Raw genomic sequence first — 26,563 nt, 5'->3', positions numbered from 1 at the left:
TGATCGTTCACTTAAATGTATAATGATTGTCTGAGGTGATAACTATGGCAAGATCCAAAGAATTTGAAGTTAATGAAGTATTGGATAAAGCAATACAACTGTTTTGGACACAAGGATATGAGAAAACTTCAATGCAGGAATTAGTTGATTTTATGGGCATTCATCGGAGAAGTATCTATGACACATTTGGGGATAAGCATGCCTTGTTTATGAAAGCACTTGAACGGTATGAAGCAAAGCAAACCCATAAAATAAGATTCCTCGTTGAAAAGCAAAAGCCGGTCAAGGAATTAATCCGGGAAATGTTCGAATTGACTTTGAAAAATGAAGGAGAGCCTCTGGGTTGTTTACTTGTGAATTCAGGTGTGGAATTGGGCATATTGGATCCGGAAGTTGCATCTTTGGTTGAGAAAAGTTATTCCAAGACGGAAGAGTTTTTGACTCAACTTCTTCAGGAAGGGCAGCAAACCGGTGAAATCAGGGCTAACATTGAAGCTAAAGTTATGTCTCACTTTTTAATGAATGCCTGGTTGGGACTACGCACATTGGTTAAGACCACGACGGATCAACAAAAGCTAAAGGATATTGTTAATACAACGTTGGCTGTATTAGATTGAACGTAATTACAACCAGTGTCATTTTTGAATACTATAACAATGCGGGCGAACAGGAGATAGAGTTGAAGGGGCAGCTGAACATACTTATATGTCGCAACGATACAAGTTCTTATCTTTCTCCAAAAAAAGAACTTGTATCCTGACCGTAAAAGTGAAGTACTTTGGGCATGATGTCCAACGGGATCGCTTTCTAGGCAGGTAGGATTTATCCTTTCGAAAAAATTCTTTACTGATCGTTCTAGAAATGGTATAGTGAAAAACAAGTTAGATCTAACTTTTTTACATTAATTAGAATGATCGTTCTTCAATTATATTACACACATGAATCTGAACTTTTGGAGGAGAGATTAATATGAAGTACACCGTGATCACAGGAGCAAGCTCCGGCATTGGATATGAGACAGCATTGGCGTTTGCTGCACGTGGTAAAAACTTGATTTTGGTAGCCAGAAGACTGGACAAATTAGAAGAGCTTAAATCGACGATCCAAAATAACCATCCTGACATAGATGTTGTGATTCGTACAAGCGACCTTTCGGTTACGGATCAGGCCTATACACTGTATAACGATTTAAAGGAATTTCAAATCGAGACATGGATTAATAATGCAGGGCTTGGTGAAGGCTCCTTCGTGGCCGAGCAGAAACTGGAAAAAGTTGAAACTATGTTACGCGTTAACATCGAATCCTTGACCATCCTTTCAACACTTTATGTGCGAGATTATGCTGATGAAGAAGGTACTCAGTTAATTAACGTATCATCGGCACTCGGATATGTCATTGCTATCGGTAGTGTTGCTTACTCTGCATCTAAATATTATGTGAGTGCCTTCACAGAAGGGCTAGCAAAAGAACTCGAACTGAAAGGCGCGAAAACAAAGGCAAAAGTTCTAGCACCAGCCATAACGGAAACGGAATTCGCGAAAAAATCAATCGATGTCGAAGATTTTGATTACAAAACCAACTTGCCTAAGTACCATACTGCCAAGCAAATGGCGAGCTTCATGCTGGATCTTTTTGATAGCAACGAAGTGGTAGGGATCGTAGACCAGAACTATGATTTCAATTTGAGAGGTCAAATCTATCCGATCTTTGAAGGGCTGTAATACTTATTCGGTTGATAGAAATTTGAAAAGGGGAATATGAAAGAATGGAAAAATTGTGGAGTAAAACGAAAATCGGAAAAATGGAATTGCCTCATCGATTAGCGATGGCACCAATGACACGTAGTCGAGCTCAAGAAGACGGTACACCTGGAGAGGGGGCTTCCCTTTATTACGCCCAGCGCGCATCCATGGGACTTATTATTACAGAAGGTGCGCAACCCTCAGATGATGGTCAAGGTTACTTGTGGTCGCCCGGGATCTATACGGAAAAGCATATTGAAGGGTGGAGAAAAGTTACAGATGCAGTGCATGGAGCAGGTGGGTACATGTATATCCAATTGATGCATGCTGGTCGTATGTCGCACCCCGACAATACACCCCATCATCGACAACCCGTAGCACCTTCCCCTATCGCGCCGGGTGTAGAAATGTTTACTGCTACAGGCATGCAGGATATCCCCGTACCACGTGAGTTAAGTAAAGAAGATATTCAAACGACCATTGCTGATTTCCGCAAAGCGGCTGCGGCAGCTATTGCAGCAGGAGCTGATGGTGTTGAAATTCATGGAGCTAACGGTTATCTGATTAATCAATTTATCGGGGAAAGTTCGAATAAGCGGACGGATGAATATGGCGGATCTATAGAAAATCGTGCTCGCTTCGCCATTGAAGTAGCAAGAGCCATCGTCGATGAGATTGGAGCCGAAAGAACAGGCTTCCGTATATCTCCAGGAACTCCTCTGGGGGGAATTCAAGATGGTGAACAAGGTCCTGAGCTTTACCGTTACCTGGTGCAAGAATTAGCTCAATTGGATTTAGCTTACCTTCATATTATGCACCTCGGAAATGAAGAACTGCTCCGAGACATTCGTTCCCTATGGACGAATCCATTGTTAGTTAATCGGGCTGGACGGGCATTGGAAGATCTTAGCACTGACATAGATAGTGGTCTTGCTGATCTCGTGCCCGTCGGTGTATGGTCATTAGCTAATCCGGATTTAGCGGAGCGACTCCAAAAAGGTGCGCCATTGAATGAAGCGGATCCGACAACATTCTTTGGTCTCGGAAGCAAGGGATATACCGATTACCCTACAATGAATGAATTAGCTTCTCAAGAAAGGTAACAATAGTATAGGTCAAAATGGCGTACAACCGAAAATTGTACGCCATTCATCTTCCACGAAGACTGATTATGCATAGAAAGAGGACAAAACATGAGAGCAGCGCAAATGCACAAGTATTCAAAAAAAATTCAACTGGAACTGATTGAGACGGAAATACCAGCAATCAATAAAGATGAGGTTCTCATTAGCGTAAAAGCTGCGGGTGTAAATCCATTAGATATTCTAATTATAAATGGCAGTGTTCGGATGATTTCTGATTATGAGTTCCCATTAACTTTAGGAAATGAGCTATCCGGCGTTATTGTAGCCGTAGGAAAAGAGGTTGTGAATTACCGTGTGGGTGATCACGTTTATACGCGATTGCCGGTGAACCAAATTGGAGCTTTTGCGGAATACGCAGCGGTGAAGGAAGAGGCTATAGCCATCATGCCTGAAAATCTTTCGTTTACTGAAGCAGCGGCTGTACCCCTCACTGCTTTGACTGCATATCAAGCTTTACATGAAATGCTTCATGCTCAGTCCAATAAAAAGCTGTTTATTCCTGGAGGAACCGGAGGCTTTGGTGCAATGGCAATTCCTATCGCCAAATCCATGGGTTTGTATGTCATCACAAGTGGCAGCGAAAGAGGCAGATCACGTACCCTGTCGATTGGCGCAGACCAATTCATCAATTATAAAGAAGAGAACTATGCTGACGTTCTATCCGACATTGATTATGTGATCGACACCTTGGGAACCAAAGAGATCAAAGCAGAAATGGGTATTCTAAAACCCCAAGGAAAATTGGTATCCTTGAAAGCTGCACCAAATTATCACTTTGCGGTTGATCGAAATTTTCCATTATGGAAAAGACTATTGTTTGGCTTAGTTGGGGCCCGCATCGATTCTTTAGCACGCAAGCATCAAATTGAATATCGTTTTATATTCGTGCAGGCCAATGGCAGTCAGTTACAAGAGGTTACTAAGCTTGTTGAACAAGAAAACATCAAGCCCTCAATAGACTCCGTTTATCATTTTAATGACATTAACAAGGCATTGGTTAAAGTCTCTACTGGCCATTCGCAAGGCAAAGTAATTGTAACGTTCTAGGAGAGCTCTCGTAAGGGATTTCCGATTACAGAGACAATTACTTTTTAGAAAAGCGAAATATTTTGTTAATTTTATTAGAATGATCATTCCCTAATTTTCAGTCGTTTAATTATGAGGTGGCATATCAGAATGAAAAAGACGGTTCTTATCACAGGGGTTTCCGGTGGGATCGGTAAAGAATTAGCTAATCGGTTTGTAAAGGGCGGACATAATATAGTGCTGGTGGCTCGCAGCGAGAGTAAAATAGTGGAACTCGCACAGGAATATCGAAAAAAATACGGCATTCAGGCAACTGTCATCGCCAAGGATGTGGCGGCACCAGGGGTACCTTTGGAAATCTTCGCGGAGCTCAAGGAGAAGGGGATTACCGTTGACTATATGGTCAACAATGCCGGTTTCGGTTTGTTTGGGACATTTATGGAAACGGATATGGAGCAAGAAGTGAATATGATTGACGTTAATATCAAGGCTCTAACGGTTATGACGAAGCTATTCTTGCCGGATATGATCAAACGCGGGCAAGGTGGAGTGATGAATGTAGCTTCCTTGGTGGGTTTCTTCCCAGGACCGATGATGTCTATTTACTATGCGACGAAGGCGTACGTGTTGTCGTTCACCGAAGCTTTGGCGAACGAAGTGAGTGGAACAGGCGTGACTGTAACCGCATTATGCCCGGGGCTGACGTCAACCGGCTTTGTTGATCGTTCAGGTATGGGCGCCTCGAAAATGTTGAAGGGCGCGATCATGGATGCTGGACAGGTGGCTGAAGAAGGGTATCGAGGCTTCTTGCGTGGCAAGACATTAATTATGCCCGGTGTCCGCAACCGTTTCATTGCGTTTGTGCCACGGTTGCTGCCTCGTAGGATGATGACTCGTTTAATTAGAAGCTCACAGGACAGGATAGAAGATCATCAATGGTAAAGGAGCATACCTAATTCAACAACTTATTATTTTTAACATGAAAAAAAAGGGTTATATAGTGTATGACACCAAATGAAAACAAGAACTGTCGGAAGTCAAGAACATTGTCCCATTCAAGCCGCGCAAATTGCGGTTTTTTTTATTTATGGGATCAAGTTCTTGACTGACGATGCGTTGTTAAGCTAACGGGCAGTTTAGTTCCAATATGTGTTAAAATTAAGGGGGTTGGTGAACTTAATTCGAATTAAGTTAATGAAAGGCAGGGGATCAGATGGGGACCGACATCCATGTATATATCGAGCAGAAAATATATAAAAATGACAATCCTTTAATGACTGAATGGATTAGTGTAGATGAATGGATACATGCCTCTTACTTTGTGGGAATGGGGGTTCGAGAACATTTCTGGACAGATAGAAATTATCTGTTATTTGCGATACTAGCAGATGAAAGAAATGAATATAATATCCATCCCATATCGTTGCCAAAGGGACTGCCTGACGATGTAAGCCCAGAAGTGAAAAATCAGAGCGACAAAGAAAACGAGGACGCACATACAAGAAGTTGGCTAACTCTAAAAGAACTCCTCGAATACGATTGGCAACAAAAAATCGAAGATGACAATAACGAAATCTTTCCTCTCGAAGCGTTGGTTATCCCTTTTGTGAATGAATTTATCCCGCGTTTGAGTGAAATTGACGAGCCTGAGAATGTCCGTATGGTCTTTTGGTTTGATAATTAAAGTAACTCATTGAACTAACGGGTACGATAGTGAAGGAGCTTACCTCGCCGGCAGCTCCTCTTTTTATTCATTCAAGTAACGGGCAGTTTTGCGTAGTAATGAGTGTTATAACCTAAAAGCATATGTTATAATTTGGATGTTATGGTACACAGTTAAGCTGAGTAAAATTGAGATGAGAAAGGTAAGATGAGGAGCATGGCTCAAGTAAAAGTTTTTGGTTTAAAGGAAAGTCTGAACTCAATAAAGGGGAGATTTTCGGAAATCATTCATTCATGTGTTGTTGAAGCTTTTATATTCCCATTAGATAAGAAGTTTCATCGTTTTTTTCCGATGGATAAGGAAGATTTTTATTACGCCCCTGGACGAACAGAAGCATACACCATAATTGAAATAAGCATATTTGAAGGACGTTCACTTGACTCGAAGAAGCAATTAATACGGTTGCTTTTTGAACGTATTCAAAGCGAATTAAGTATTTCTCCAGAAGATATTGAAATAACGATTTTGGAGACCCCTAAATCAAATTGGGGGATAAGAGGATTGCCTGGGGATGAACTTCAGTTAAATTACAATGTGAATGTATAGTGATTAAATTAAGGCAACTAAATTTGGTGCCTTTTATTCTAACGGATACGATAGTTCAATGATGGCCGTGGCGAACCAGTCCTTGAGGGGCTGGTTTTTTCAATACATAAGATAAGTTATGTATTGAAATTGACATTAAGCAAACGGGAGGAAAGTTTCATCCCTTCGCGAATACTAAGTATGGAATTTTAGAATATTCAAGTAAGTTCGCAGAATACAATGTTATAGAATCACTACACATAGTAGTCAGCCTAATATAATGAAAATTTAGGAGAAGTAATGAAACTTGAATAAAAACATCAAATTACATTTGGGTTGATAGGAAAAAAGAAGAGGGGAATTTGCCATCGCGAACTGTAACCCGAAAGATAGACACTTAGAAAAAGTGCCCATCTTTCGGGTTTTAATGGCGTTGCCGTCTCTTCTTGTTCCTTTTGTGGCCATTGCAGAATGTTCTTCGCCTCCTGACGCGGCCACAATTGTTCAGCTACAAAAAGGCTCCTTGTTCGCCCGTGGGGCTGGCAACGAATTTGTACCCAAAAAACGGCCCTTAGCAAATTCCCATCTTTTCTAGTTGGGGGCTATTTGACGTTTACAGAGGAGTATGGCATTTATACCTACAGTTAAACTTGTCTAACGAATCGGGGTCCCGCATTAGGTGCTGTGATCTGGCAACAACGAACTGACTATCATTGACAGAGTTTGCTTGTATACGGCATGAGCCGATTGTACATCTCCCAAGTGTCCACCCATGTAAAGATGAATAACGCCGTGGAGCGAGGCCCAGACTATTCGTACAACGGATTCCGTGTCGTACTGGTCGGGAATCAGCCCTTGCTCTTGTGCGTTGCTTATCAAGGTCAATAATTGCCGCATGGCTGTTACGGTGCCATGCAGACTTTCTTCGTCCGGTTTGAAATCTGCGAAGGCTCCTCCGAACATCAGCTTATAATAGCTGGAGTAACGCTGCCCAAATTGCCAAAAGGTTTCCCCTATATTCAGCAAATGCTGCACCGGATCAGCAGCTTGCGGCGTCCCCTCGAATTCGTTAGCGAGAAGCTTACAACCTTCCAGATACAACTGCTGAGCCAAGCCCTCTTTATTGACAAATAAGCTATAAATGATTTTTGTCGAGCAATCCATTTTCTGCGCTACCTTACGCACCGTAACGGCTTCCGGTCCCTCTTCTTGCAAGAGCGTGGCTGCAGCATCAACAACGAGCTTGCGTAGATTTTCAATATTCTGTAAGCGAGCCTCTTGATAGGTTTTTAACACTCGTGTGTTTGTATTCGTATTAATGGAGTTATCCTGGTCGCTCATAATCATCACCTTCGGTTATCATGTTTTCGTCAGGAAACAAAGTTTCTTAATTTCTTACAAAGAATTTTATACAGTGAATGGATAGTTGTCAATGAGACGTGTGATGTTCCAAAATCGTATTGACTTTCTAAAAAAGTGTAGTTACAATGAAATCAATCGGAAACACTGTTACCAAATGACGGATGACTCTTCATTTTCTTGGTAATTGAGGATTAACTTTAATCATTTGGTAACAACGTTTCTTTGTAGTAACTAAGTGTCTAAAAGGAGGCTAACACTATGACTTTTCAAGGAAAATGGGCACTCGTCACGGGAGCTTCTTCCGGTATTGGAGAGCAATTCGCGAGACAACTGGCCAAACAAGGCAGCCATTTGGTACTCGTGGCCCGATCGGTGAGCAAGCTTGAGAGCCTGGCATCAGAGCTCAAAAAGATGTATGGCATCAAAGCTGAGGTTATTTCTATGGATCTTTCGAAAGAAGGCGCGCCCAGCGAGCTATATCAGCAATGTCAACGTTTGAAAGTGGATATCGAAATGTTGGTCAACAATGCAGGCTTTGCTACACATGGTTTTTTTGAACAAGTGTCAGGTGAGCGTCAACATGAAGAAGTTATGCTCAATGTCGCCGCTGTTGTAGATATGACCCACTTGTTCTTACCGGATATGTTGCGCAAAAACTCAGGTGCAGTTATCAATGTTGCTTCAACCGCCGGATTTCAACCGCTTCCCTATATGGCTGTATATGGGGCGACGAAAGCTTTCGTCCTGTCGTTTACTCAAGCGTTATGGTGGGAAAACCGCGACCGAGGTATCAAATTCTTCGCACTTTGTCCCGGTTCGACGGACACCAGCTTCTTTAATGTTGTAGGAACGGAAGAAGCCTCTGTCGGAAAGAAAGATACGCCGGAAAGAGTCGTAGAGGTTGCACTTCGTGCGTTGACGGAAGGGAAAATATACGTCGTTCCGGGTGTGCAGAATTATATCGGGGCGCAGTTATCGCGATTCATAACTCGCAAGCAAGGTCTTCGACTTGTTGGAGGCATGCTTCGTCCACGCGGAGGATCCGGCAATAATAATAATTATAAGAATACAGGTAATCAATCTGATCTTGCAGGGAGGACTATTCGATGAAAGCTATACAACTGACAAACGGCTTCGGCTTTGAGGAATTAAACTTAACGGAACTCGACATACCAACGCCAGGCCCCTATGAGGTGCTGATCCGCATGAGGGCAGCTTCTCTCAACTACCGGGATCTAGTGATCCTCAGCGGATTAATGCCGATTGAAATCAAATTCCCCATCATTCCATTATCAGATGGTGCGGGAGAAATTGTAGCCGTTGGCCAAGGAGTAACAAGGTTTCAGGTGGGACACCGAGTAGCGGGTAATTTGCAACAGCGATTTTTTGCCGGCAACCCAAGACCGGGGGTATTAGAAGACAGTCTGGGAGGTCCGTTGAACGGAGTAGCGGCGGAGTATGTCGTTCTACATGAAGACGGAATCGTCCATATTCCCGATCACCTCACTTGGGAGGAGGCCGCCACCTTGCCGATCGCGGCATTAACCGCATGGAGCATGCTAATCGAATATGGTGGTTTGCAAGCGGGGGATACCGTGCTGCTGCAAGGAACAGGCGGGGTTTCTATCTTCGGGCTTCAATTCGCTCTTATGGCTGGAGCACGAGCCATCATCACATCGAGCAGCAACGCCAAGTTAGAACGAGCAAAAGCTCTCGGCGCATGGAAAACGATCAACTATACGGAAGTTCCCGATTGGGATAAGGCAGCGTTAGAGCTGACTGGCGGCGTCGATCACGTTCTGGATGTTGGAGGAGCGTCTACGATGGTGAAATCCATAAATGCGCTTCGCATTGGAGGGACTTTGAGTATGGTCGGATTCTTATCGGGCTTGACCATTCCGGAATACGATGTCGCGAGCATCTTGCAGAAAGCCGCTACGATTCGCGGCAGTCAAGTCGGCAACCGGGATCATTTTGAAAAGATGAATCGAGCGATTACCCATCATCGTTTACATCCCGTCATCGACCGTGTATTCCCTCTGGATCGAATTGGAGAAGCATTCGCGCTCTTGGCTGAAGGAAAGCAATATTTCGGTAAAATCGTAGTCCAAATTTAAATCTTATTTAAAAGACACTGGAGGCACTCTAATGCCAAATACACAAGTTCGATCCGTTAAATCTACTGAAGGCGTGAATCGAATTAAGCGCTCAACACTTAAAATACGAAGATTAGGGCTATCGCTGCTTGCGGTAATCCTTGTTGGAGTCATCGTATTCTTACTTATTCCTTCACCCATTGAACCGGTAAAATGGTATGCGCCGAGGGCTCTCTCTTTTCAGGAAGCGAGCCCTTGGAAACAGAACAACAAACTTAGCGCTGCTCAGCTGGTCAGTGATACCCCACAATTCCCAGAATTCATAACATTCGATAAAGCTGGCCAGCTATATACAGGAGATTCAGACGGAAAAATTTACAAGGTTCCTTTCGATGCGGGAGGCAATCCGCAAAAGGCCCAAGTGTTTGCAGACACCAAAGGAACACCTAATGGGCTTAAATTCGATGCCAAAGGCGATTTGATCGTTACGGATATCAAGATGGGACTTCTGTCTATAAACCAATCCGGAAGCATAGAGGTATTGACAAATCAAGTAGACGGTAAGCCGATCTATTTAGCTAATGAGCTTGATATTGCCCGGGACGGCTCCATTTATTTTTCTGATACCTCGAACTATGGACGTGTGACATTCAGAGAAATTGCCGAGAACAAGCCGCATGGACGCTTGCTGAAGTACGATCCAATGACCAAACAGACGACCGTCCTGTTAGAAGGCCTCTATTTTGCGAACGGGGTTGCCTTGTCTGCGGATGAAGATTACGTGCTTGTGGCGGAATCGTATCATTATCAGTTGACCAGATACTGGCTCAAGGGTCCAAAGAAGGGAACATCTGATGTTTTTGCTGACAATCTCGCAGGATTTCCAGACAACATTACGCGTGATGAGCAAGGTCATTTCTGGGTCGGGATCTTCACGACTCGACTTTCTTTCGTAGATCAGATGCATCGCAGCCCGTGGTTGGCTGGTATCATGGCCAAAGTGCCAGAGTCGCTGCTTAGCGGCGCAAGCGCACCGGCGAAGCATGGGCTTGCAGCTGAGTTCGGCCCGCAGGGAGAGCTTTTAGGAAGCTGGCATGATCCGGAAGGTTCGCTGTATGGCGTAACTACAGCTGCAAGCCATAACGGATATTTATACATAGGAACAGCACCAGGAGGCAGTAAGGGCGTTCATCGCGTGCTTTTAACAAAATAATGTTGGAATCTGGGAAGGTTCGAATCATGTCATACTGTTGATGTAAATACAATAACTGACTTCGCAATTTATATGTTCATTTGAACATCCAAGCAATAGAAAGAAACAAATGGAACCGAAGATTCTTATCATAAAAGTCATATTTTCTCCAGTGTATTAGTTATAACTTAAAAGTTTTTGCTTAGTGTTCTAGCCTATTGTCTTACCCAGAATTTGTCGATAAAATCAAGTAGGCTCATGCAACTGCGCATGGGCCCACTTGATTTTATCGTTTAGTTCTAAATATTCGATAAAGCAGCGAGTTCTGTCTCTTTTAATACTTCTATGTTAATTTTGCTGCCAAAAGAAAGATGATAAATCGCTAGAATCGCGAGCATGCCCATCCCACGCCGACCTGTTCCTTAGGTAGGGTTCTTGAAACCGAGTTGGATAACGCAATGACAATGAAAAATTGCCCGACGTTGCCGAGAATCAGAAATACAGCAATAAGCAGGGGGGTGCCAGCAGTTTGCTTGAAGCCATATAAACGACAAACGAGTTGCCTTTTAGTCCAAACCATTGCGAAGCCGATCCAAACGGATGGTAACTTCTGAATAAGACGGTAGACTTGCGGATTTCTATTGGCTAATAGGACTAATTGAGGGAAACACCTTAAAGCCCCTCGGTACAAATGGAACTTTCATGTCATTTATCGGTACAAATTCTAGTCATCCGACACTTTAATGTCGGAAGTCAAGAACTTGATCCGATTCCCGACTAGTGACAAGAACATAGTCAAATTCCCGACGGGGAAATGATGCACAATGCCTTCCATTCTAAGAAACAAACGTGCTGCCGTAATATTCATGAGTAGTCGTGTTAGAGAAAATAAAGTATTAGACTGACGATGAGTCATTAAGCTAACGGGCAGGTTAGTTTAACCGTTCGTAACAAAAATGGAACCAAATTCGTTTAGTTTATGGAGGCGAATTGAAAATGAGGTATTTAAAGATATTGACGATAGTAGTAATGACAATTGCTTTATTGGGATGTGAAGAGAAACTAGCTTCCGAACCCTCTGGTCAAGGATATGTATTTGAAGTAAGTGAAGACAGAGTATTGATTTTGGATAAAGTTAAAAAGAGTGATTTTGGTAAAGACTGGAACGATATTTTTGAAGATTATACAGGTAACGCTATTTGGTTAAAAACATCCTCTTCGAAATATAAAGTTGGACAAAAAGTACGTTATTGGGTCGATGGCGGGGTAGACGAATCTTTTCCTGCACAAGCTAGCGCTAAAGAAATAGAGATAATTAAAGAACAAGGGCAGTATTAACTTTGGATTATTTGTTTAATGGTACCGAACTAACGGGAGACGATAGTTGAACAAACATGGAGTAGTTTGCTGCGGCAGCTGCTCCCTTTCTTTGTTAAGCTAACGGGCAGCATTCCTATTATGAAGAAATACGAGGTTTGAGAAATAAAAAGACTCCTTGGTATGATGTTAATGGATCCACGACGCTGGCGAGCTAACGGATTCAAAAACAAACCAAGGAGACTACAACATGAATTCTAATCAAAATGAACGAATTAATCAAATTACATCTTCTACCTTAATTGTCGGTGTAGACATCGCAAAATTCAAACATGTGGCACGCGCACAAGACAACCGCGGAGTCGAGTTCGGGAAGCCAATTACGTTTGAAAACACCCAAGCAGGATTCGAGTTGTTTGTAAACTGGTTTCAAAAGATCACATTGGAACACGGCTTCCATGACGTCATGGTAGGCATGGAACCAACCGGCCACTACTGGCTGAACCTAGCACATTTCCTGCGAGAAAAACAAATAGCGTACGGTGTTGTAAATCCGCTGCACGTAAAGAAGAGCAAAGAGCTCGATGACAATTCGCCGACGAAAAATGACATTAAGGATGCGAAAGTCATTGCACAGCTGGTCAAAGATGGGAGATACGCAGTACCAAGCCTACCTCAGGGCATTTATGCAGAATTAAGGGAAGCGATGAAGATTCGCGATCACCTAACGACTGACCTTTGTGTGGTCCAAGCACGTGTCCATAACTGGCTAGATCGGTACTTTCCAGAGTTTCTAACCGTATTTAAAGATTGGGAATGCAAGTCTGCCATCCAAATGCTTAGCCTCTATTTACTGCCACATGAGCTTGTAAACGTGCCGGATGAAACCTTGCTGCCGCACCTGAGAGAAGCTGCAAAACGAGGGCTTGGTCTAGGTCGGATCAAAAATCTGAAGGAAGCAGCGAGCCGTTCAGTAGGCATAAGAACTGGCTCGGTGTTAGCGAAAATGGAACTTGAGCTCTTGCTTTCCCAGTACGCATGGCTTCATAACAAGCTCGAAGAATTAGAAGCGAAATTGGATGAACTACTCAAACAGATCCCACATGTGCAGCAATTACTGGCTATGAAGGGGATTGGAAGAGGCACCATCGCAGGGTTCCTTGCTGAGGTAGGTGACATTAGCCAGTACCGTCATCCAAAGCAGATTACGAAGCTTGCTGGATTGAATTTGAAAACAAATTCATCCGGCACACACAAAGGACAGACCAAGATAACCAAAAGAGGGCGAAAACGCCTACGTGCTTTGCTTTTTAGAGTAATGATGCCGTTGGTCGCTAAAAACGCAGCTTTCCGCTCTTTGCACGAGTATTACACCAAACGGCCGATAAATCCGCTCAAAAAGATGCAATCTCTCATCGCGTTGTGTAACAAACTCATTCGAATCTTATTCGGCATATTGAAGAAGGGACATGAGTTCAGTGAAGAGAAAATGATTCAGGATATCCCTCGATTCGCAGAATTACCACAAGCAGCTTAACTGAACGTTTGTCTTTGATAATGACCTAATAATGAAAGAAACAGATAACAAGAAGCACGGATGAGTCGGAACGGCGTTAACATACGGACGAAGATCCTGTCGGGCAGCATATCTGACCTCCACCTCATGGACAGGTTGAATGAAGGAATGTGGGAGCGTAGACTCTGCGAGATGTGGGAGGGTTGACCACCATGAGCTTATGATGAAGGAGCTGCCGTGGCAGCTCCTTTTTGCTTCTTCACAAAATAAGAAATTTTGTACATATGTACTGATAGGCGTTAAGCTCCCATTGAAGAACGCAATTACTTCCATAATCTGTGGTGTCGCGTGAGCGGCATGGATGGCTAACTGGCAGGATACTTTAACCATAATTGTTCTTTACCTTTATATTTATATACTGTATTAGTATCATTGAAAGTCAGCTTATACAGCAATGGGCATTATTTATAAAGGGCTTGTGAAATACACCTTTTAGAGGTTTAAGGCTCGTCTAATAGAACATTTTTTCTAAATATAAGAGCTGTTTGGAGTACCTTAATCGGATTCCATATAGCTCTTTTTGTGCACTCAATTGATAAGAAAGCTCTATCAAGTAATAAAAACCAGACTTGTTTAATAAATTTTAATATATTTCATACTGGACAAGTTGGTAATGTTATCCTATTGTTTTTAGGAGATAGCAGGGGGGGGGATCCCAATGTGGAGCCGGATAAAGCCGAAGAAGACGTATTCCAGCATTTTTTTTTACTCTTTCATAGCCGTAAGCTTGCTCACCCTGGTGTTTACCTTGTTCCTGAGTCGGCAGTTCGCTCAAAGCGCAATGAATGAGATCAATAAGTCCAACCAAGAGAAAATGAACCAGGTCGTGAAAACCTCGGAATTTACTTTGCAGAAATTGCGTCAGTTTGCGCTCAGAATTTATTCGGATGAAAATATCGCAATGTGGATCAAAATGGGTGAAAATGATTATTCCCCCCTGTCGTTATATAAAGCGGCCGAAAGCGTAAGGGAATATATGAGCAGCGAGCCTTTCATAGACGGCATTTATTTATTTAACTTCAATCAAGGCCAAATCTATACTTCAGACTCAAGCATTTATACGATACAGGATTTCTATGACCAGGCCATGCTGAATTACATTAAGAATCAGAAAACGCCTTATCTGCAGTTTGTCAACCATGAGGTGAAGGGCGAATCGCATCTAGCGCTTGTCGTACCGGCAGCCGGGCCTAATCAGAACTATCATGGATTCGTGGCGATTCTCTTCAGCAAGCCGCTGCTGAATGAGCACATGCTGCAAATATCGGAGGAAGATCAGAACAAAATTTTTATTGAAGGCAAAAATAAGGAGTTCATTCTGGGCAATACGGATGCCGCTTTGACGGAAGCTCTCATGGGGACGGATAAGCCGGAGGCGGCAAAACAGGGCTGGAAATGGGAGTACGGCCATGAAACCTGGTCCATTCAGACGGCACAGCTTCCTATTGATGGTTGGAAGGTTTATCATTTGTCACCAATCTCTCTGTGGCAAGCGAAAATAACCAAGATCCGGACGGAAATTATCGGTTCCTCGATCATTCTGCTGTTCGCTTTGCTGTTATTCTTGTTCTGGCAATCCTACCGCAGCTTGAAGCCCATTAGCGACTTGGCCTTTCAACTGCAAAGCAAGCTCGGCAAGAAGCATCCGATGGCGCAGACAGCGAATGCCAATAATGAGATTCAGTGGATTCATTCCGGCTTCCATCTTCTTGTCGAGCAGATCGAGCAATTGGACTTGTCGATCAAGAGCAGCAAAGCTTTGGTGAAGGAGGATTTCTTACGTCAATGGATTTTTAATTCGAAAGCTTCCGGACCCGTAGAAGCCTTTATTAGAAGTGAAACGAAAATCCTCCAGACGGGCTCTTTCCGTATGACGGTCGTACGGCTGGAATCTTACGGCCGGTTCAAGGAATGTTACGATTTCGCTTCGCGAAAATTGCTCCGCTATGCACTGGGCAATATTATGGTCGAAGTGCTTGCGAATCACGGGTTTGCCGCGGAAACGGTTGATTTCAGCTCGGATCACCTCGTAGCGCTTATTTCTTCGTCCGGTTCGGGGGAAGATACGGCGCCGGTCATCGCAGCGATGGAAGAGGTAAGAGCTCAGATCAGACGGTGGCTGAAGCTGGAATTGCATGCCGCTGTCAGCTCCTTGCTTCATTTGGAAGACAATGTGCACACCATTTATAACCGGATGTACGAACTGACTTTGATCGGGTTCATTTATAACGAGGATCGGGTATTCACCTCCGAAGATCTGGAGCGGTATCAGCTGGGCGAAGACAGCAAGCTGGATGAAGACTTGCTGAAGCAGGTGATTTATTCCGTTCACCTTAAGAACGATAAGGCTCTAAAGAGTTACCTGGATGAACTTACCTTGCATATGCAGGCGCTAAGCTATGAGGAATGCAAGATGCAGCTGACTCATATTATTTATTCGATTATGAAAAGCTTCAAGAACTATAAGACGTTCCAAGGAATGAAGAGCATCCATACTTTCCTGGAGCAATTCGCAACCATTGGAGAAGTGAACTCGTGGCTGTACGGGGAGCTGCTGCAGATCATGGATCAGCACCGCAAGAAGAATGCTTCGAGCCGAAAGGACGAGGTCGCCGCCGAGATGATCGAATATGTGCGCAACCATCTTCACAATCCGATGCTTTCCGTGGACGACATTGCCACTCATGTGTCCATATCCGTAAACTATGCCCGGCAAATCTTCAAGGAGCATTTTGAGTGCTCATTATCCGACTATATTACAAACCAACGGATCGAGTACGCGATCAAGCTGCTTACAACGACCGATTGGACGGTAGCCGATATAACGGAACAGTCCGGTTTTCAAACCAAGAGCACCTTCTATTCCCTGTTCAAACGGGCAACCGGAATGACGCCGAACCAATACCGTACTGAAAATACGCAAGATAAAGAGTAGAAATCAGTACTTTAGCCAATTGAAAAATGAATACATGCCCTTTTATCAGCTTTCGTACCAATTGTTAGATACCGGACTGTACGGAAACCGAACAACCCGAGTATGATCAGACAGAAGCGGGATGCGCGAGTCAAGACGGAAATCGTCGCGGCCGCCCCCCGGATGATCATCAAGCAGGAGGGGTTAAGCCATGAAGTTAAGAAGAAGAGGGTTCTTGTTAATGGTCGTATCGCTAATTCTGACAGGAATATTGGCCGGCTGCAGTTCGAATGGGCCGGTCCCTTCCGAAACAGGCGAATCGCCGCAGGCTTCCGAGGACGGTAAATTGAATCCGGCTACATTGAAGATCATGTTCCCCGGAGATCCGCCGGCTAACTGGGATGAAGTCAAGGCGGAGATGGAGAACCGTCTGGCGGGTACGCTTAATGTGAAGCTGTACGTGGTGTTTATCCCATGGACGGACGTTCTTCAGAAGCGTCAAGTTGCATTATCCTCCGCGGAAGATTACGATCTGATCTGGGACAATAATCCGGTGCAAAATATAGCCGCTGGCCTTTATGAACCGTTGGACGAATTGATCGAAAAATATGGGCCCGACATCAAGGCCAACCGCTCTGCGGAGCTGATGGAAGCCAATAAGGTAAACGGTAAATTGTATGCGGTTCCGCTTGAAGTGAATTTCATACGCCCATGGACGTTTGTCATTCGCAAGGACATTCGGGAGCAGCTGGGAGTCGAACCGATCAAGAGCTATGACGAGCTGATCGAATTTATGTATTTGGTGAAAGAGAAGGTTCCGGAAATCACTCCGTTCATTCCTAACGGTACGGAACATATCAGCCTGAGGCTTGCTAACATGCTTGATCCGACGGCCAACATTGCAGCCGTATTGAACTATCCCGGACTGTACACCAAAGGGAACGACGGGAAGGTCTATAATATTTTCGATAACATGGACCCCATGATAATGAAAAATTTCGAACAATACCACAAGCTGTATCAGGACGGAATTTTGGCCAAAGACACTCTTACGCTTAAAAATGCGGAATTTGCCAAAGGAAAGGCGGCTGTATCCACGTTTTTCGATTTCGGCGTCAATCTGAATACCCGCACGGCGCTTGAAAAATCGGTTCCGGGAGCTTCTGCCGAAGCCTACTCCTTATACGACACAGGCATGAAGCTGAGCTCGACCTACAAAGCGGGCAATTTTATTGCTGTTCCAGTGGTCAGTAAAAACAAAGAACGCGCCATTCAATTCCTTAATTGGCTGAACCAGAAGGATAATTACGATTTACTTGCCTATGGTATAGCGGGGGAAAACTGGGAAGATGCGGGAGAAGGTCTTTATAACCCGATCAAAGATAACCCTTATGCGGGAATTCCTTTCGCATGGGGCTGGAATCCGAAGCTGGATCGAATCGATGCCAGCCTGCCTGAAGATGTTATTGCGCTGAATAAGTGGCAGAGGGATCCGAGTAACTTCACAACGGATATTCTGACGGGCTTCACCTTCAATCCCAGCCCGGTAGCCAATGAAGTGTCACAACTCAGCAATGCGGGCGTGGAGTTTTATAATCCGATCGTGATGGGGCTGGTGGAACCGAACGAGGGTCTGGCCAAGTTTAAGGAAAAGGCCTATGGCGATATAAAGAAAGTCCAAGCAGAGTATCAGAAGCAGTTGGATGAATATCTGGCTGGCAAGAACAAGTAAGCCATCAAAAAAAAACCGGCGGCCTTAAATTAAGGCCGGCCGGTTTTTTTCTAATATCGGTAAACTCCGTACTTATCGGAGTGATAGAATTCGAACCTTCACAGGATGTTGCCGTTCATACCTTTTGATAAATTCAAGACTATACGTACGGCATCACTATTGCGTAATATGCACGTATAGAAGAAAAGAAAGGAGGCTTAAAATGGCGATTCTGCAGCAGCTGAGGAAAAACAAATGGCTTTATGCGATGTCGCTTCCCGTCATAGTGTACGTGTTTATTTTTTCTTACTTGCCGATGTCCGCTCATATATTGGCCTTCAAGCAGTTTACACCGGCAAAGGGACTCTGGGGAAGCGAGTGGGTCGGCTTCGACAATCTGACGTTTTTTTTCACCGGTCCGGATTGGCTGGGGGTTACATTGAATACAATTTACTTGAATCTTCTGTTCATTGTTTCGGGAACTGTATGTTCCCTATGCATTGCGCTGCTGCTGAATGAAATCCACCATTCCGTATTCAAAAAAGTGACGCAATCGCTCGTCATTCTACCGCATTTTATTTCCATTATCGTCCTTAATTTGTTGGTCACAAATTTCTTTAACGGGCAGGACGGCATGGTTAATCGCTTGATGAAGGAATTTGGTTTTCAGACGATCGCCTGGTTTCAAACGCCGGAGGTTTGGCCCTGGCTGCTCACAATCCTATTCGTATGGAAGGGAGCAGGATGGGGATCCATTATTTATCTTGCAACCTTGACGGGTTTCTCCGAGGAGTATTATGAAAGCGCTAAAATCGACGGCGCCAAGCGATGGCAGCAGATTTGGTATATTACGCTGCCGCTGCTGCGGCCGACCATTATCGTGCTGACGCTTCTCTCGCTGGGACGTATCTTTTACGGCGATTTCGGCTTGATTTACGGCATCATCGGAGACAATTCGCTGCTCTTCAATTCTACGGATGTGATCGATACGTATACCTACCGGTCTTTGAGGTCCACGAATATGAACAGCTACAGCAATGCCTCGGCAGTCGCCTTATTCCAGTCTGTTATGGGGCTGATCACCATTTTGTTCTTCAATTGGGTTGTCCGCCGGGTAGATAACGATTCGAAGCTGTTCTAGAGAGGGAGGATTGAATGAGCATGAAACAGCGGGATACTTCGCAACTCGCCGTTTCCGCAGCGGCTTATCTAGTCATCGGCACTTTCGCTCTGATTTGCTTTATTCCTTTCTGGCTTATGTATATCGGGTCGTTTACGGCAGAGAGTCAGATTGTCCAGGGCTTTCGTATGTTCCCTACGGAATTTACGCTTGATTCCTACCGTTTTTTGTTCCAGGGCAGCCAGGTGTATTACAGCAGTTTCGTTTCTGTTTTTATTACTGTGGCCGGTACCGTCGCAGCAGTGCTAATGACTTCCATGTTCTCCTATGTTACTGCCCATCCAAAGGTAAAGTACCGGTATGTCCTTTCCTTCTACATTTATTTCACGATGCTGTTTCCGCCCGGTCTGGTCGGTTATTATTTGCTCATTTCCAACTGGCTGAACCTGCGGGATTCGATGCTCGCACTTATGCTGCCGCTCTTGTTCTCCGCCTTCAACGCCTTCTTGATGACATCATATTTCCGGACGCTTCCCTTCGAATTGAATGAGGCGGCAACCGTGGACGGTGCGCATGAGATGTATATCTTCTTCCGGATCATCTGGCCGATTTCCATGCCAGTTATTGCGACGATCACCCTGTTCTATGCCCTTTCTTATTGGAACGACTGGTTTAACGCGCTGATGTTTATCGACGATCCGCAAAATCATCCGCTGCAGATGATGCTGCGAAGAATCGTTTCCAATTCGGAGAATCTGGATTATTTGAACGCGAATCTCAATATTCCCGTCACGACGACAGGCATTCAGCTTTCGACTGTTGTTATTACGATCGGGCCGATCATTTTCTTGTATCCGTTTCTGCAGCGTTATTTTATCAAGGGGATGACGATCGGAGCCATTAAGGGATAGGGGGAATGGATGGATGAGGCCTCGTTTCCGGTATACACCGGAGCCGGTGCTGGAGCCGGTTCCGGGCTGCGAGTGGGCAAGCAAAATGGTGCTGAACCCGGCTATTGTTAAAGACCCGGCTTCCGATCGGCTGCATATGCTCTTCCGGGCAACGGGCCCATGGTCCCGGAAGCGCAAGGAAGGCAAGCATGACCCGTATCCGATCTTTCTCGGATATGCGGCAAGCAGCGACCTGGGGAGAACGTGGACTGCCGATTTCTCCCGGCCTGCCATTGCCCCTGCACTGAATGAGCGGTATGAAGACATTTATATTACGGATATAAACGGTAACCGCGTACGGGATTATTCGAACGGCTGCATCGAAGATCCGCGCATTTTTCCAGTAGAAGGGGAGCTTTATCTGTCCGCGGCATGCCGACTGTTTCCACCCGGCCCGTATTGGCTTATCGATCGGGAGCCGCCAGTCGATACGCGCAACGACTATGTGCCGGAATGGGTGCATGAGGGGGATGATCCTTTCCGCGTGACCGCCTGCTCCAACCCGACCGTAACCGTGCTGTATAAGCTGGACCTGGATAAGTTGAAAGCGGGCCGCTATGAGGAAGCCTTTGCCTATGTATGCCCGTTGACGGAGGGCTATGTCAGCGATAACCGCGACGCCTTCCTGTTCCCGAACAAGATGCTTATTGGCGGGAAGCTGCAATATGTGATGCTCCATCGCCCGATGACGGCTGCCTTATTCCCTCAAGGAGCCAGGGCAAAGAAACCGTCGATCTATCTCGCTGCGGCGGAAAAGCTGCAGGATTTCGCTTGCGGCAGGGTAACCCACCGTCTGCTGGCCACGTGTATATTCCACTGGGAAGAGGATCGGATCGGGGCAAGCTGGGCGCCGCTCCAAATTTCGGCCGGCGAATGGCTGGTTTCTTACCATGGCAAGAAAGATGCCAGCTTCGGCTATACGCAATCCTTCATGATTTTGCGCGAGCAGGATAACGATTTCCCGGTTGTGGCGCATCGATGCTCCGAGCGATTGATGTACGCCAGCCAGGAATGGGAGATGCCGAGCGATTATCCTACGCCTTGCTTATTTACAACAGGAGGAATCGTTATAGGAGATGATCTGATTATGTCTTATGGGGCAGCCGATCAGAAAGCAGGCATTTCTTGGGTGAATTTTGCCGAGCTGGTGGAGTATATCAAGCAATTTGACGCAGAAGGCCGGAAGGTGGAAAAACAGAGGTATTAAATAGCAAAATTGATTAAAAAAGGTTAATTGTTCAATAGTAAAAGAATATCTGCAGTTGTGTAGGCGTACACATGCCTCTGAGACAGGTTCTCGCGGTTACTCTAATCCGCAGTGGAAGGAATTTGTATGTAAACGCTTTACAGGATTAATTAACCGTTTTAACAATGTCGATGACTACGATGGTGGAGGTTAATTATGAACAAATGGTATAGAGGGTATCTAGGTGGTGCTTTTAGACTATTACTAGTAATCGTGCTGGTATTGTCGTTCATCCCTGCCGGGGGAGCTCTCGCGGAAGGTACGCTGCTTAGAACCGGAAACTATTATTACAGCCCTGCCCCAGATGCAGGCAGTTCTCCCGACAAAGGAGCTACCGGTTTGGTATCGTCAGAGAGCGGCGTACTTCTTGACACCTTAACGACGACTTATGCCGGATGGATGGGAAGCGCAACCTCCAAAGGGACGGTACAGGTGGTGTTTGACCTGCTGAAGGACTACCCGCTGGACAGCATAAACATCGTATTGAATTCGCCCAACAGCTTTTGGGGGTTTAAGGAATTTACGGTCAAATACCGCCCCGAGGCTACAACGGATTATTACTATATTGCCGGCAAGCATGTAAAATCAGGAACCGCCTTGAACTATTCGGTCAATATCCCGATGAACAACAAAACGGCCAGGTTTATTGTCATCGATATTAAGCGGTCGCACGCCTATCAGCATATCCCGCTTACGGAAGTACAAATCTATAAGGGCACAGGCGATGAAGGGCAGAACCCGGCTGCTGCTTTTACCGTAGAACAGATGCAGGCTGAGCTTAAGAAAGATTCTTTAATGGTGGATAAATACGGACAGTGGATTTATGAAACGTGGACGGGAAAGGTTGCAACAGACGCGCAATTGAAGCAGGAATATGCGAATGAGGCGAAAGCGCTGGCGAAAGTTTCGCTGGATCGAAACAAATATGATCAGTACGGCGGGATTAAAAGCGGGGGACAGTACAAATCCACCGGATTTTTCCGACTTGAACAAATCGATAATAAATGGTGGTTTATTACGCCGGATGGCTATAAATTCATTTTAAAGGGCGTGGATGCGACAAGCATATGGGAGTGGGGATACGGAACGCCGTTTAATAAAACGGACGGCACTCCCCGAAAGGTGTTCGAGGAGCTTCCTGATCCTACCGTCTATGCCCCCGCTTACGCCAATGACTTAAATGGTGAAAGAGTCAGCTTCATCATCGCCAACATTATGAAAAAATACGGCAGCAACTATGAGTCGAAATGGGAGGAAATCACCAAGAAGCGCTTGATCAATTGGGGATTTAATGCCTTTAGCAAGTGGAGCAGACCTAATAATGTCACGTTTCCCTATATAGAGGTTCTGCAAGATCCGTTAAATTTGAAAAGGATTCAATGGACGTACGATGTGTTCGATCCGCAGGCTGAATCCATTATCGACAACGCCTTGAGCACACAGCTTCAAAAAGCGAGGAATGACCGGTGGCTGATCGGCTACACTTACGATAACGAGGCCGGATGGACGGCCGATATTGTAAAAGAGATTTTGAAGTATGATTCGACCTCTGCGGCGAAGGGCGCCTTTGTGGATTTTCTTGCGCAAAGGTATAACAACGACATTGCCGCCGTCAACCAGCTTCTTGGCACGAGCGCCGAATCATTTGACTCATTAAAGAATACGTCGATCGCGATCGCGAGCGTTCCGGCTGCGGATGTATCGGACTATATCAAGCTGGCATCCAAAACGTACTTCTCGATGATCCGGAATATTATTGAAAAATATGATACGAACCATTTGTTCTTAGGATCTTCTATCGTTCCCACCTGGCGGACCAGTCTGGATTGGGATTCGGCAGCCATGGAATTTGTAGATGCATTTTCCGTAGATAATTATACGAATGACGCGGGCTGGCTTTCCAGATATGAAGCTTTCGGAAAACCGCTGTTGAATCTGGAATATACATTTAGCACTAGCGAGCGCGGGTTATCGCCCGTCAATGCGGCTACAAGAACAGCCAGTATAGCGGACAGAGGCGCGGCTTTCAAAGCTTTCATCGAAAGCCAAACGGCACATCCGCTGTTTGTCGGCTCGGGCTGGTTTGTGTACTTTGATCAAGCGGTTACCGGGCGTAAAGACGGCGAGAATTTCAATACAGGCTTGGTAAACCAGCAGGATCAGCCCTATACGGATATGGTCAATATCATGAAGAACGTCAATGGGGGGCTGGAAACAATCCATGCGAACGGAGGCTAAACCCGGCCCCTAACGAAATCAAATTGCAGTGACGCATAATTGTTTAGGTTGAGCAGTATTTGTATCTGCTCAACCGCTTTTTTTTTGTCTCTTAATAGCCCTGAAATGAAAGCGTTTGCTTAAATGAATGTTTTTTACTATGTGATTTAGAAAGGATGAACAATGTGCGACATACCATTAAACCAGCTTTTGCCCTCCTTATAGTCATGGCCCTTCTGGTATCGGTATTTACCGTTTCTGCAGAATCGGAGGCTGCCTATGACGAACTTCGGAAGAAATGGAAAGATGTATTGACGGGCGGAACCTACTATGATTCAGCGACTCCGGAAATCGCCGCGAAAATCAGACAGATCGAAAATATGGCTATCAGTTACCGGGATTCTCTTCAACGTGGAACGGACCGCATCAATTGCAATTGCCTATGGCCGGCAAGCTCCTCAGAGCTTTCCGCCAGATCTTATATATTTACAAGCTATGACCGGATCAAAGCATTGGCTCTAGCTTACACAACCCATGGGAGCTCACTTCAATACGACAACACCTTGAAGATGGATATTATCGAAGCGTTGGACTGGTTGAACACGAATCGTTTCAATTCGACCAAACCCGGCCCCGGCACTTCGCAATGGTGGTATATTGAAATTGGATCTCCGCTGCGGCTTGGAGAAATCATGGTGATGATGTACGACGATTTGTCCCCGGAACAAATTGCCGCCTGGACGGCCGCTATCGATTATAACAGCCCTATCTCCTATAGCTCTGTCGAAGAATATAAATATATGGCTGCCAATCGGGTTTGGCGCGCGATCGTCCATGCCCTGCGCGGAATTACCGGTGAAAGCAGCGGCAAAATGATTCAGGCGCGCGACGGTTTGAGCGATGTTACCGATGGCCGGAATGGCCGGTTTAACGTTTTTGAATACGCAACCAATGGCGATGGCTACTATCCGGACGGATCCTTTATACAGCATGGAATATTCGCTTATAATGGCGGCTATGGCAACTCCCTCCTCAAAGACCTTTCCGATGTCATGTATCTATTAAAAGACACCCCTTGGGAAGTCACCGATCCGAAGAGCGCCAATGTTTGGAAATGGGTCTATGATTCCTTCGAGCCATTGTTGTATAAAACCGGTTTAATGATGGATATGGTCCGGGGCAGAGAAGTGGCCCGCTACAATTTCCAGGATTCCGTGGCAGGACATAAAGCGACCGCAAGCATTATTCGTCTGTCGCAAATCGCTCCGCAAGCGGATGCGGCAAGCTTTAAAAGCCTGGTTAAATATCTCGTCAGCAATGACAGCGGATATTATTTAGATGCTTCCATCGAAATGAATTGGAGAGCCAATGAAATCGTGAAGGATTCGACGATCCCTTCCCGCGGAGACATCTTTTATAACAAAGTATTCAGCAGAATGGCCCGTGCCGTGCATGTGCGTCCCGGATTTGGCTTCGGCATCAGTATGTTCTCCGACAAAATCGCAAATTTCGAGAACAATTTTGAGTTGCGTAAAGGTTGGTACACCGGTTCGGGGATGACCTACACCTATACGGAAGATAAAGAACAGTACAGCGATAATTTCTGGGCGACCGTTAATTTTAAACGGCTTCCCGGAACCACGGCCGATACAAAACCAAGAACGCTTAACGTCAATGAATCGGTACACGTGAATTCGGATAATCGGGTCGGCGGCGTGTCTGACGGGAAATTCGGAGTAGTCGGAATGGGCCTTACGGCGCCGGGGGCATCGGGTACTTCGCTAAAAGGGAAAAAATCGTGGTTTCTCTTCGACGACGAAGTGGTTTCGCTTGGATCCGGTATTCAGTTGGACGATCAAGAGGCTTATTCCGTTGAAACCATCGTAGACAACCGGAAGCTGAAATCGTCCGGAGATAACGCGCTGACCGTAAATGGAACGGCCAAACTTACCTCGCTCGGATCAGAAGAAACGATGAACAATGTTTCGTGGGCGCACCTGGCAGGCAATGTTCCGAATTCCGACATCGGCTACTATTTTCCAGGAGGACAGACTGACGTTAAAGGTTCGCGCCTGACCAGCACGGCTAAATGGGGTGACCTGAACGTCAATCAGAGACCGTCACCGGATAATCCGATTACCCGCAATTATTTGACGCTTTGGCTCGATCACGGCATTAGCCCGAACAACGCCGCGTACCAATACGTAACGCTGCCTAATAAAACGGCAAATCAAACGGAGGATTATGCCTCCAAACCGGATATCAAGATATTGGTGAACTCACCGGACGCTCATGCGGTGAACGAGAAAAAGCTCGGCATCACCGGCGCTTTCTTCTGGAACAACGAAAAAATCAAGGCAGGCGGAATAACCAGCAACAAAGTCGCCGCCGTTATGGTCAAGGATAAGGACGGTGAACTGACCGTTTCCGTAGCCGACCCGACTCGGGCAAATAACGGAACGATTGAGATCGAGCTTGACAAAAAAGCAATCGCTGTCATTTCCGCAGATCCCGGTATTACGGTAACACAATCGGTTCCAACCATCCGCTTCTCGGTAGATACCGCGGATTCTGAAGGCAAGACGTTCCAAGTGAAATTCCAAATTCTCAGGTAACCGGTATACTAAGCGGAAACGCGCAGCATTTTTTCATGCAAGCCTGATATGAAAAAAGGAAACATGACCGTCATATAGGTCATGT

At 45.3% G+C, this 26,563-nt stretch carries 20 protein-coding genes; 19 read left to right on the top strand and 1 reads right to left on the bottom strand.

Features of this window, described 5'->3' with window-relative positions:
* Positions 1-44: 44 nt before the first annotated feature.
* The 7 genes from MRBLPE1_RS17925 to MRBLPE1_RS17895 all read left to right on the top strand — a co-directional run bounded on the left by MRBLPE1_RS17925 (position 45) and on the right by MRBLPE1_RS17895 (position 6,183).
* The gene (locus MRBLPE1_RS17925) at positions 45-617 is read left to right on the top strand and encodes a TetR/AcrR family transcriptional regulator (protein ID WP_364147868.1); all 573 of its coding nucleotides are present in this window, start codon (positions 45-47) and stop codon (positions 615-617) included.
* 352 nt (positions 618-969) lie between these two features.
* A complete protein-coding gene (locus MRBLPE1_RS17920) occupies positions 970-1,722 on the top strand; it encodes an SDR family NAD(P)-dependent oxidoreductase (protein WP_364147865.1) in 753 nt (250 codons plus the stop codon).
* Positions 1,723-1,766: 44 nt separating this feature from the next.
* Positions 1,767-2,846, top strand: a complete 1,080-nt coding sequence (locus MRBLPE1_RS17915) for an alkene reductase (protein ID WP_364147862.1) — start codon at positions 1,767-1,769, stop codon at positions 2,844-2,846.
* A gap of 90 nt (positions 2,847-2,936) precedes the next feature.
* Positions 2,937-3,935 carry an NADP-dependent oxidoreductase gene (locus MRBLPE1_RS17910; protein WP_364147859.1) on the top strand — a complete coding sequence of 333 codons (999 nt, stop codon included), beginning with the start codon at positions 2,937-2,939 and terminating at the stop codon, positions 3,933-3,935.
* Between the two features lie 129 nt (positions 3,936-4,064).
* Positions 4,065-4,856: an SDR family NAD(P)-dependent oxidoreductase gene (locus MRBLPE1_RS17905; RefSeq protein WP_364147857.1), complete on the top strand. Its 792-nt coding sequence runs from the start codon at positions 4,065-4,067 to the stop codon at positions 4,854-4,856.
* Positions 4,857-5,127: 271 nt separating this feature from the next.
* Positions 5,128-5,598 (top strand): hypothetical protein, encoded by a 471-nt coding sequence (locus MRBLPE1_RS17900; RefSeq protein WP_364147855.1) that lies wholly within the window; start codon positions 5,128-5,130, stop codon positions 5,596-5,598.
* Between the two features lie 195 nt (positions 5,599-5,793).
* Entirely contained in the window at positions 5,794-6,183 is a 390-nt protein-coding gene (locus MRBLPE1_RS17895; protein WP_364147852.1) for a tautomerase family protein, read from the top strand.
* Between the two features lie 654 nt (positions 6,184-6,837).
* Here MRBLPE1_RS17895 and MRBLPE1_RS17890 read toward each other — a convergent pair.
* A complete protein-coding gene (locus MRBLPE1_RS17890; RefSeq protein ID WP_364147850.1) occupies positions 6,838-7,503 on the bottom strand; it encodes a TetR/AcrR family transcriptional regulator in 666 nt (221 codons plus the stop codon).
* Between the two features lie 279 nt (positions 7,504-7,782).
* Between MRBLPE1_RS17890 and MRBLPE1_RS17885 the strand changes: the two genes are divergently transcribed.
* From MRBLPE1_RS17885 to MRBLPE1_RS17830, 12 genes are all read left to right on the top strand, one after another.
* Positions 7,783-8,634, top strand: a complete 852-nt coding sequence (locus MRBLPE1_RS17885; RefSeq protein WP_364147847.1) for an SDR family NAD(P)-dependent oxidoreductase — start codon at positions 7,783-7,785, stop codon at positions 8,632-8,634.
* Positions 8,631-9,641 (top strand): zinc-dependent alcohol dehydrogenase family protein, encoded by a 1,011-nt coding sequence (locus MRBLPE1_RS17880; protein ID WP_364147844.1) that lies wholly within the window; start codon positions 8,631-8,633, stop codon positions 9,639-9,641. The genes MRBLPE1_RS17885 and MRBLPE1_RS17880 overlap by 4 nt, the downstream gene beginning before the upstream one ends.
* A 31-nt stretch (positions 9,642-9,672) precedes the next feature.
* Positions 9,673-10,833 (top strand): SMP-30/gluconolactonase/LRE family protein, encoded by a 1,161-nt coding sequence (locus MRBLPE1_RS17875; RefSeq protein ID WP_364147842.1) that lies wholly within the window; start codon positions 9,673-9,675, stop codon positions 10,831-10,833.
* A gap of 975 nt (positions 10,834-11,808) precedes the next feature.
* Entirely contained in the window at positions 11,809-12,150 is a 342-nt protein-coding gene (locus MRBLPE1_RS17870; RefSeq protein ID WP_364147839.1) for a YobA family protein, read from the top strand.
* A 229-nt stretch (positions 12,151-12,379) separates the two neighbouring features.
* Positions 12,380-13,666, top strand: a complete 1,287-nt coding sequence (locus MRBLPE1_RS17865; RefSeq protein ID WP_364147837.1) for an IS110 family transposase — start codon at positions 12,380-12,382, stop codon at positions 13,664-13,666.
* Positions 13,667-14,363: 697 nt separating this feature from the next.
* Positions 14,364-16,640: a helix-turn-helix domain-containing protein gene (locus MRBLPE1_RS17860; protein WP_364147836.1), complete on the top strand. Its 2,277-nt coding sequence runs from the start codon at positions 14,364-14,366 to the stop codon at positions 16,638-16,640.
* Between the two features lie 190 nt (positions 16,641-16,830).
* The gene (locus MRBLPE1_RS17855) at positions 16,831-18,351 is read left to right on the top strand and encodes an extracellular solute-binding protein (protein ID WP_364147835.1); all 1,521 of its coding nucleotides are present in this window, start codon (positions 16,831-16,833) and stop codon (positions 18,349-18,351) included.
* 202 nt (positions 18,352-18,553) lie between these two features.
* Complete coding sequence (locus tag MRBLPE1_RS17850; protein ID WP_364147834.1) at positions 18,554-19,471, top strand: ABC transporter permease; 918 nt, start codon at positions 18,554-18,556, stop codon at positions 19,469-19,471.
* Positions 19,472-19,485: 14 nt separating this feature from the next.
* Positions 19,486-20,361: a carbohydrate ABC transporter permease gene (locus MRBLPE1_RS17845; protein WP_364147832.1), complete on the top strand. Its 876-nt coding sequence runs from the start codon at positions 19,486-19,488 to the stop codon at positions 20,359-20,361.
* 13 nt (positions 20,362-20,374) lie between these two features.
* Positions 20,375-21,607, top strand: a complete 1,233-nt coding sequence (locus MRBLPE1_RS17840; protein ID WP_364147829.1) for a hypothetical protein — start codon at positions 20,375-20,377, stop codon at positions 21,605-21,607.
* Positions 21,608-21,802: 195 nt separating this feature from the next.
* Positions 21,803-23,884 (top strand): hypothetical protein, encoded by a 2,082-nt coding sequence (locus tag MRBLPE1_RS17835; RefSeq protein ID WP_364147826.1) that lies wholly within the window; start codon positions 21,803-21,805, stop codon positions 23,882-23,884.
* 164 nt (positions 23,885-24,048) lie between these two features.
* A complete protein-coding gene (locus tag MRBLPE1_RS17830; protein ID WP_364147825.1) occupies positions 24,049-26,478 on the top strand; it encodes a polysaccharide lyase 8 family protein in 2,430 nt (809 codons plus the stop codon).
* Positions 26,479-26,563 lie beyond the last annotated feature (85 nt).

The organism is Paenibacillus sp. LPE1-1-1.1 (assembly GCF_040676435.1).
Classification (GTDB): Bacteria; Bacillota; Bacilli; order Paenibacillales; family Paenibacillaceae; genus Pristimantibacillus.
Note: the sequence above shows the minus strand (reverse complement) of the source record. Positions and strands in the feature narration are given on the sequence as shown.

Bases quoted from the DNA above. Each gene is read 5' to 3' on its own strand.
- MRBLPE1_RS17905 (WP_364147857.1), top strand. From the start codon at position 4,065: ATGAAAAAGACGGTTCTTATCACAGGGGTTTCCGGTGGGATCGGTAAA.
- MRBLPE1_RS17875 (WP_364147842.1), top strand. From the start codon at position 9,673: ATGCCAAATACACAAGTTCGATCCGTTAAATCTACTGAAGGCGTGAAT.
- MRBLPE1_RS17915 (WP_364147862.1), top strand. From the start codon at position 1,767: ATGGAAAAATTGTGGAGTAAAACGAAAATCGGAAAAATGGAATTGCCT.
- MRBLPE1_RS17925 (WP_364147868.1), top strand. From the start codon at position 45: ATGGCAAGATCCAAAGAATTTGAAGTTAATGAAGTATTGGATAAAGCA.
- MRBLPE1_RS17845 (WP_364147832.1), top strand. From the start codon at position 19,486: ATGAGCATGAAACAGCGGGATACTTCGCAACTCGCCGTTTCCGCAGCG.
- MRBLPE1_RS17850 (WP_364147834.1), top strand. From the start codon at position 18,554: ATGGCGATTCTGCAGCAGCTGAGGAAAAACAAATGGCTTTATGCGATG.
- MRBLPE1_RS17920 (WP_364147865.1), top strand. From the start codon at position 970: ATGAAGTACACCGTGATCACAGGAGCAAGCTCCGGCATTGGATATGAG.
- MRBLPE1_RS17880 (WP_364147844.1), top strand. From the start codon at position 8,631: ATGAAAGCTATACAACTGACAAACGGCTTCGGCTTTGAGGAATTAAAC.
- MRBLPE1_RS17860 (WP_364147836.1), top strand. From the start codon at position 14,364: ATGTGGAGCCGGATAAAGCCGAAGAAGACGTATTCCAGCATTTTTTTT.
- MRBLPE1_RS17900 (WP_364147855.1), top strand. From the start codon at position 5,128: ATGGGGACCGACATCCATGTATATATCGAGCAGAAAATATATAAAAAT.
- MRBLPE1_RS17890 (WP_364147850.1), bottom strand. From the start codon at position 7,503: ATGAGCGACCAGGATAACTCCATTAATACGAATACAAACACACGAGTG.
- MRBLPE1_RS17840 (WP_364147829.1), top strand. From the start codon at position 20,375: ATGAGGCCTCGTTTCCGGTATACACCGGAGCCGGTGCTGGAGCCGGTT.
- MRBLPE1_RS17895 (WP_364147852.1), top strand. From the start codon at position 5,794: ATGGCTCAAGTAAAAGTTTTTGGTTTAAAGGAAAGTCTGAACTCAATA.
- MRBLPE1_RS17910 (WP_364147859.1), top strand. From the start codon at position 2,937: ATGAGAGCAGCGCAAATGCACAAGTATTCAAAAAAAATTCAACTGGAA.
- MRBLPE1_RS17885 (WP_364147847.1), top strand. From the start codon at position 7,783: ATGACTTTTCAAGGAAAATGGGCACTCGTCACGGGAGCTTCTTCCGGT.
- MRBLPE1_RS17855 (WP_364147835.1), top strand. From the start codon at position 16,831: ATGAAGTTAAGAAGAAGAGGGTTCTTGTTAATGGTCGTATCGCTAATT.
- MRBLPE1_RS17870 (WP_364147839.1), top strand. From the start codon at position 11,809: ATGAGGTATTTAAAGATATTGACGATAGTAGTAATGACAATTGCTTTA.
- MRBLPE1_RS17835 (WP_364147826.1), top strand. From the start codon at position 21,803: ATGAACAAATGGTATAGAGGGTATCTAGGTGGTGCTTTTAGACTATTA.
- MRBLPE1_RS17865 (WP_364147837.1), top strand. From the start codon at position 12,380: ATGAATTCTAATCAAAATGAACGAATTAATCAAATTACATCTTCTACC.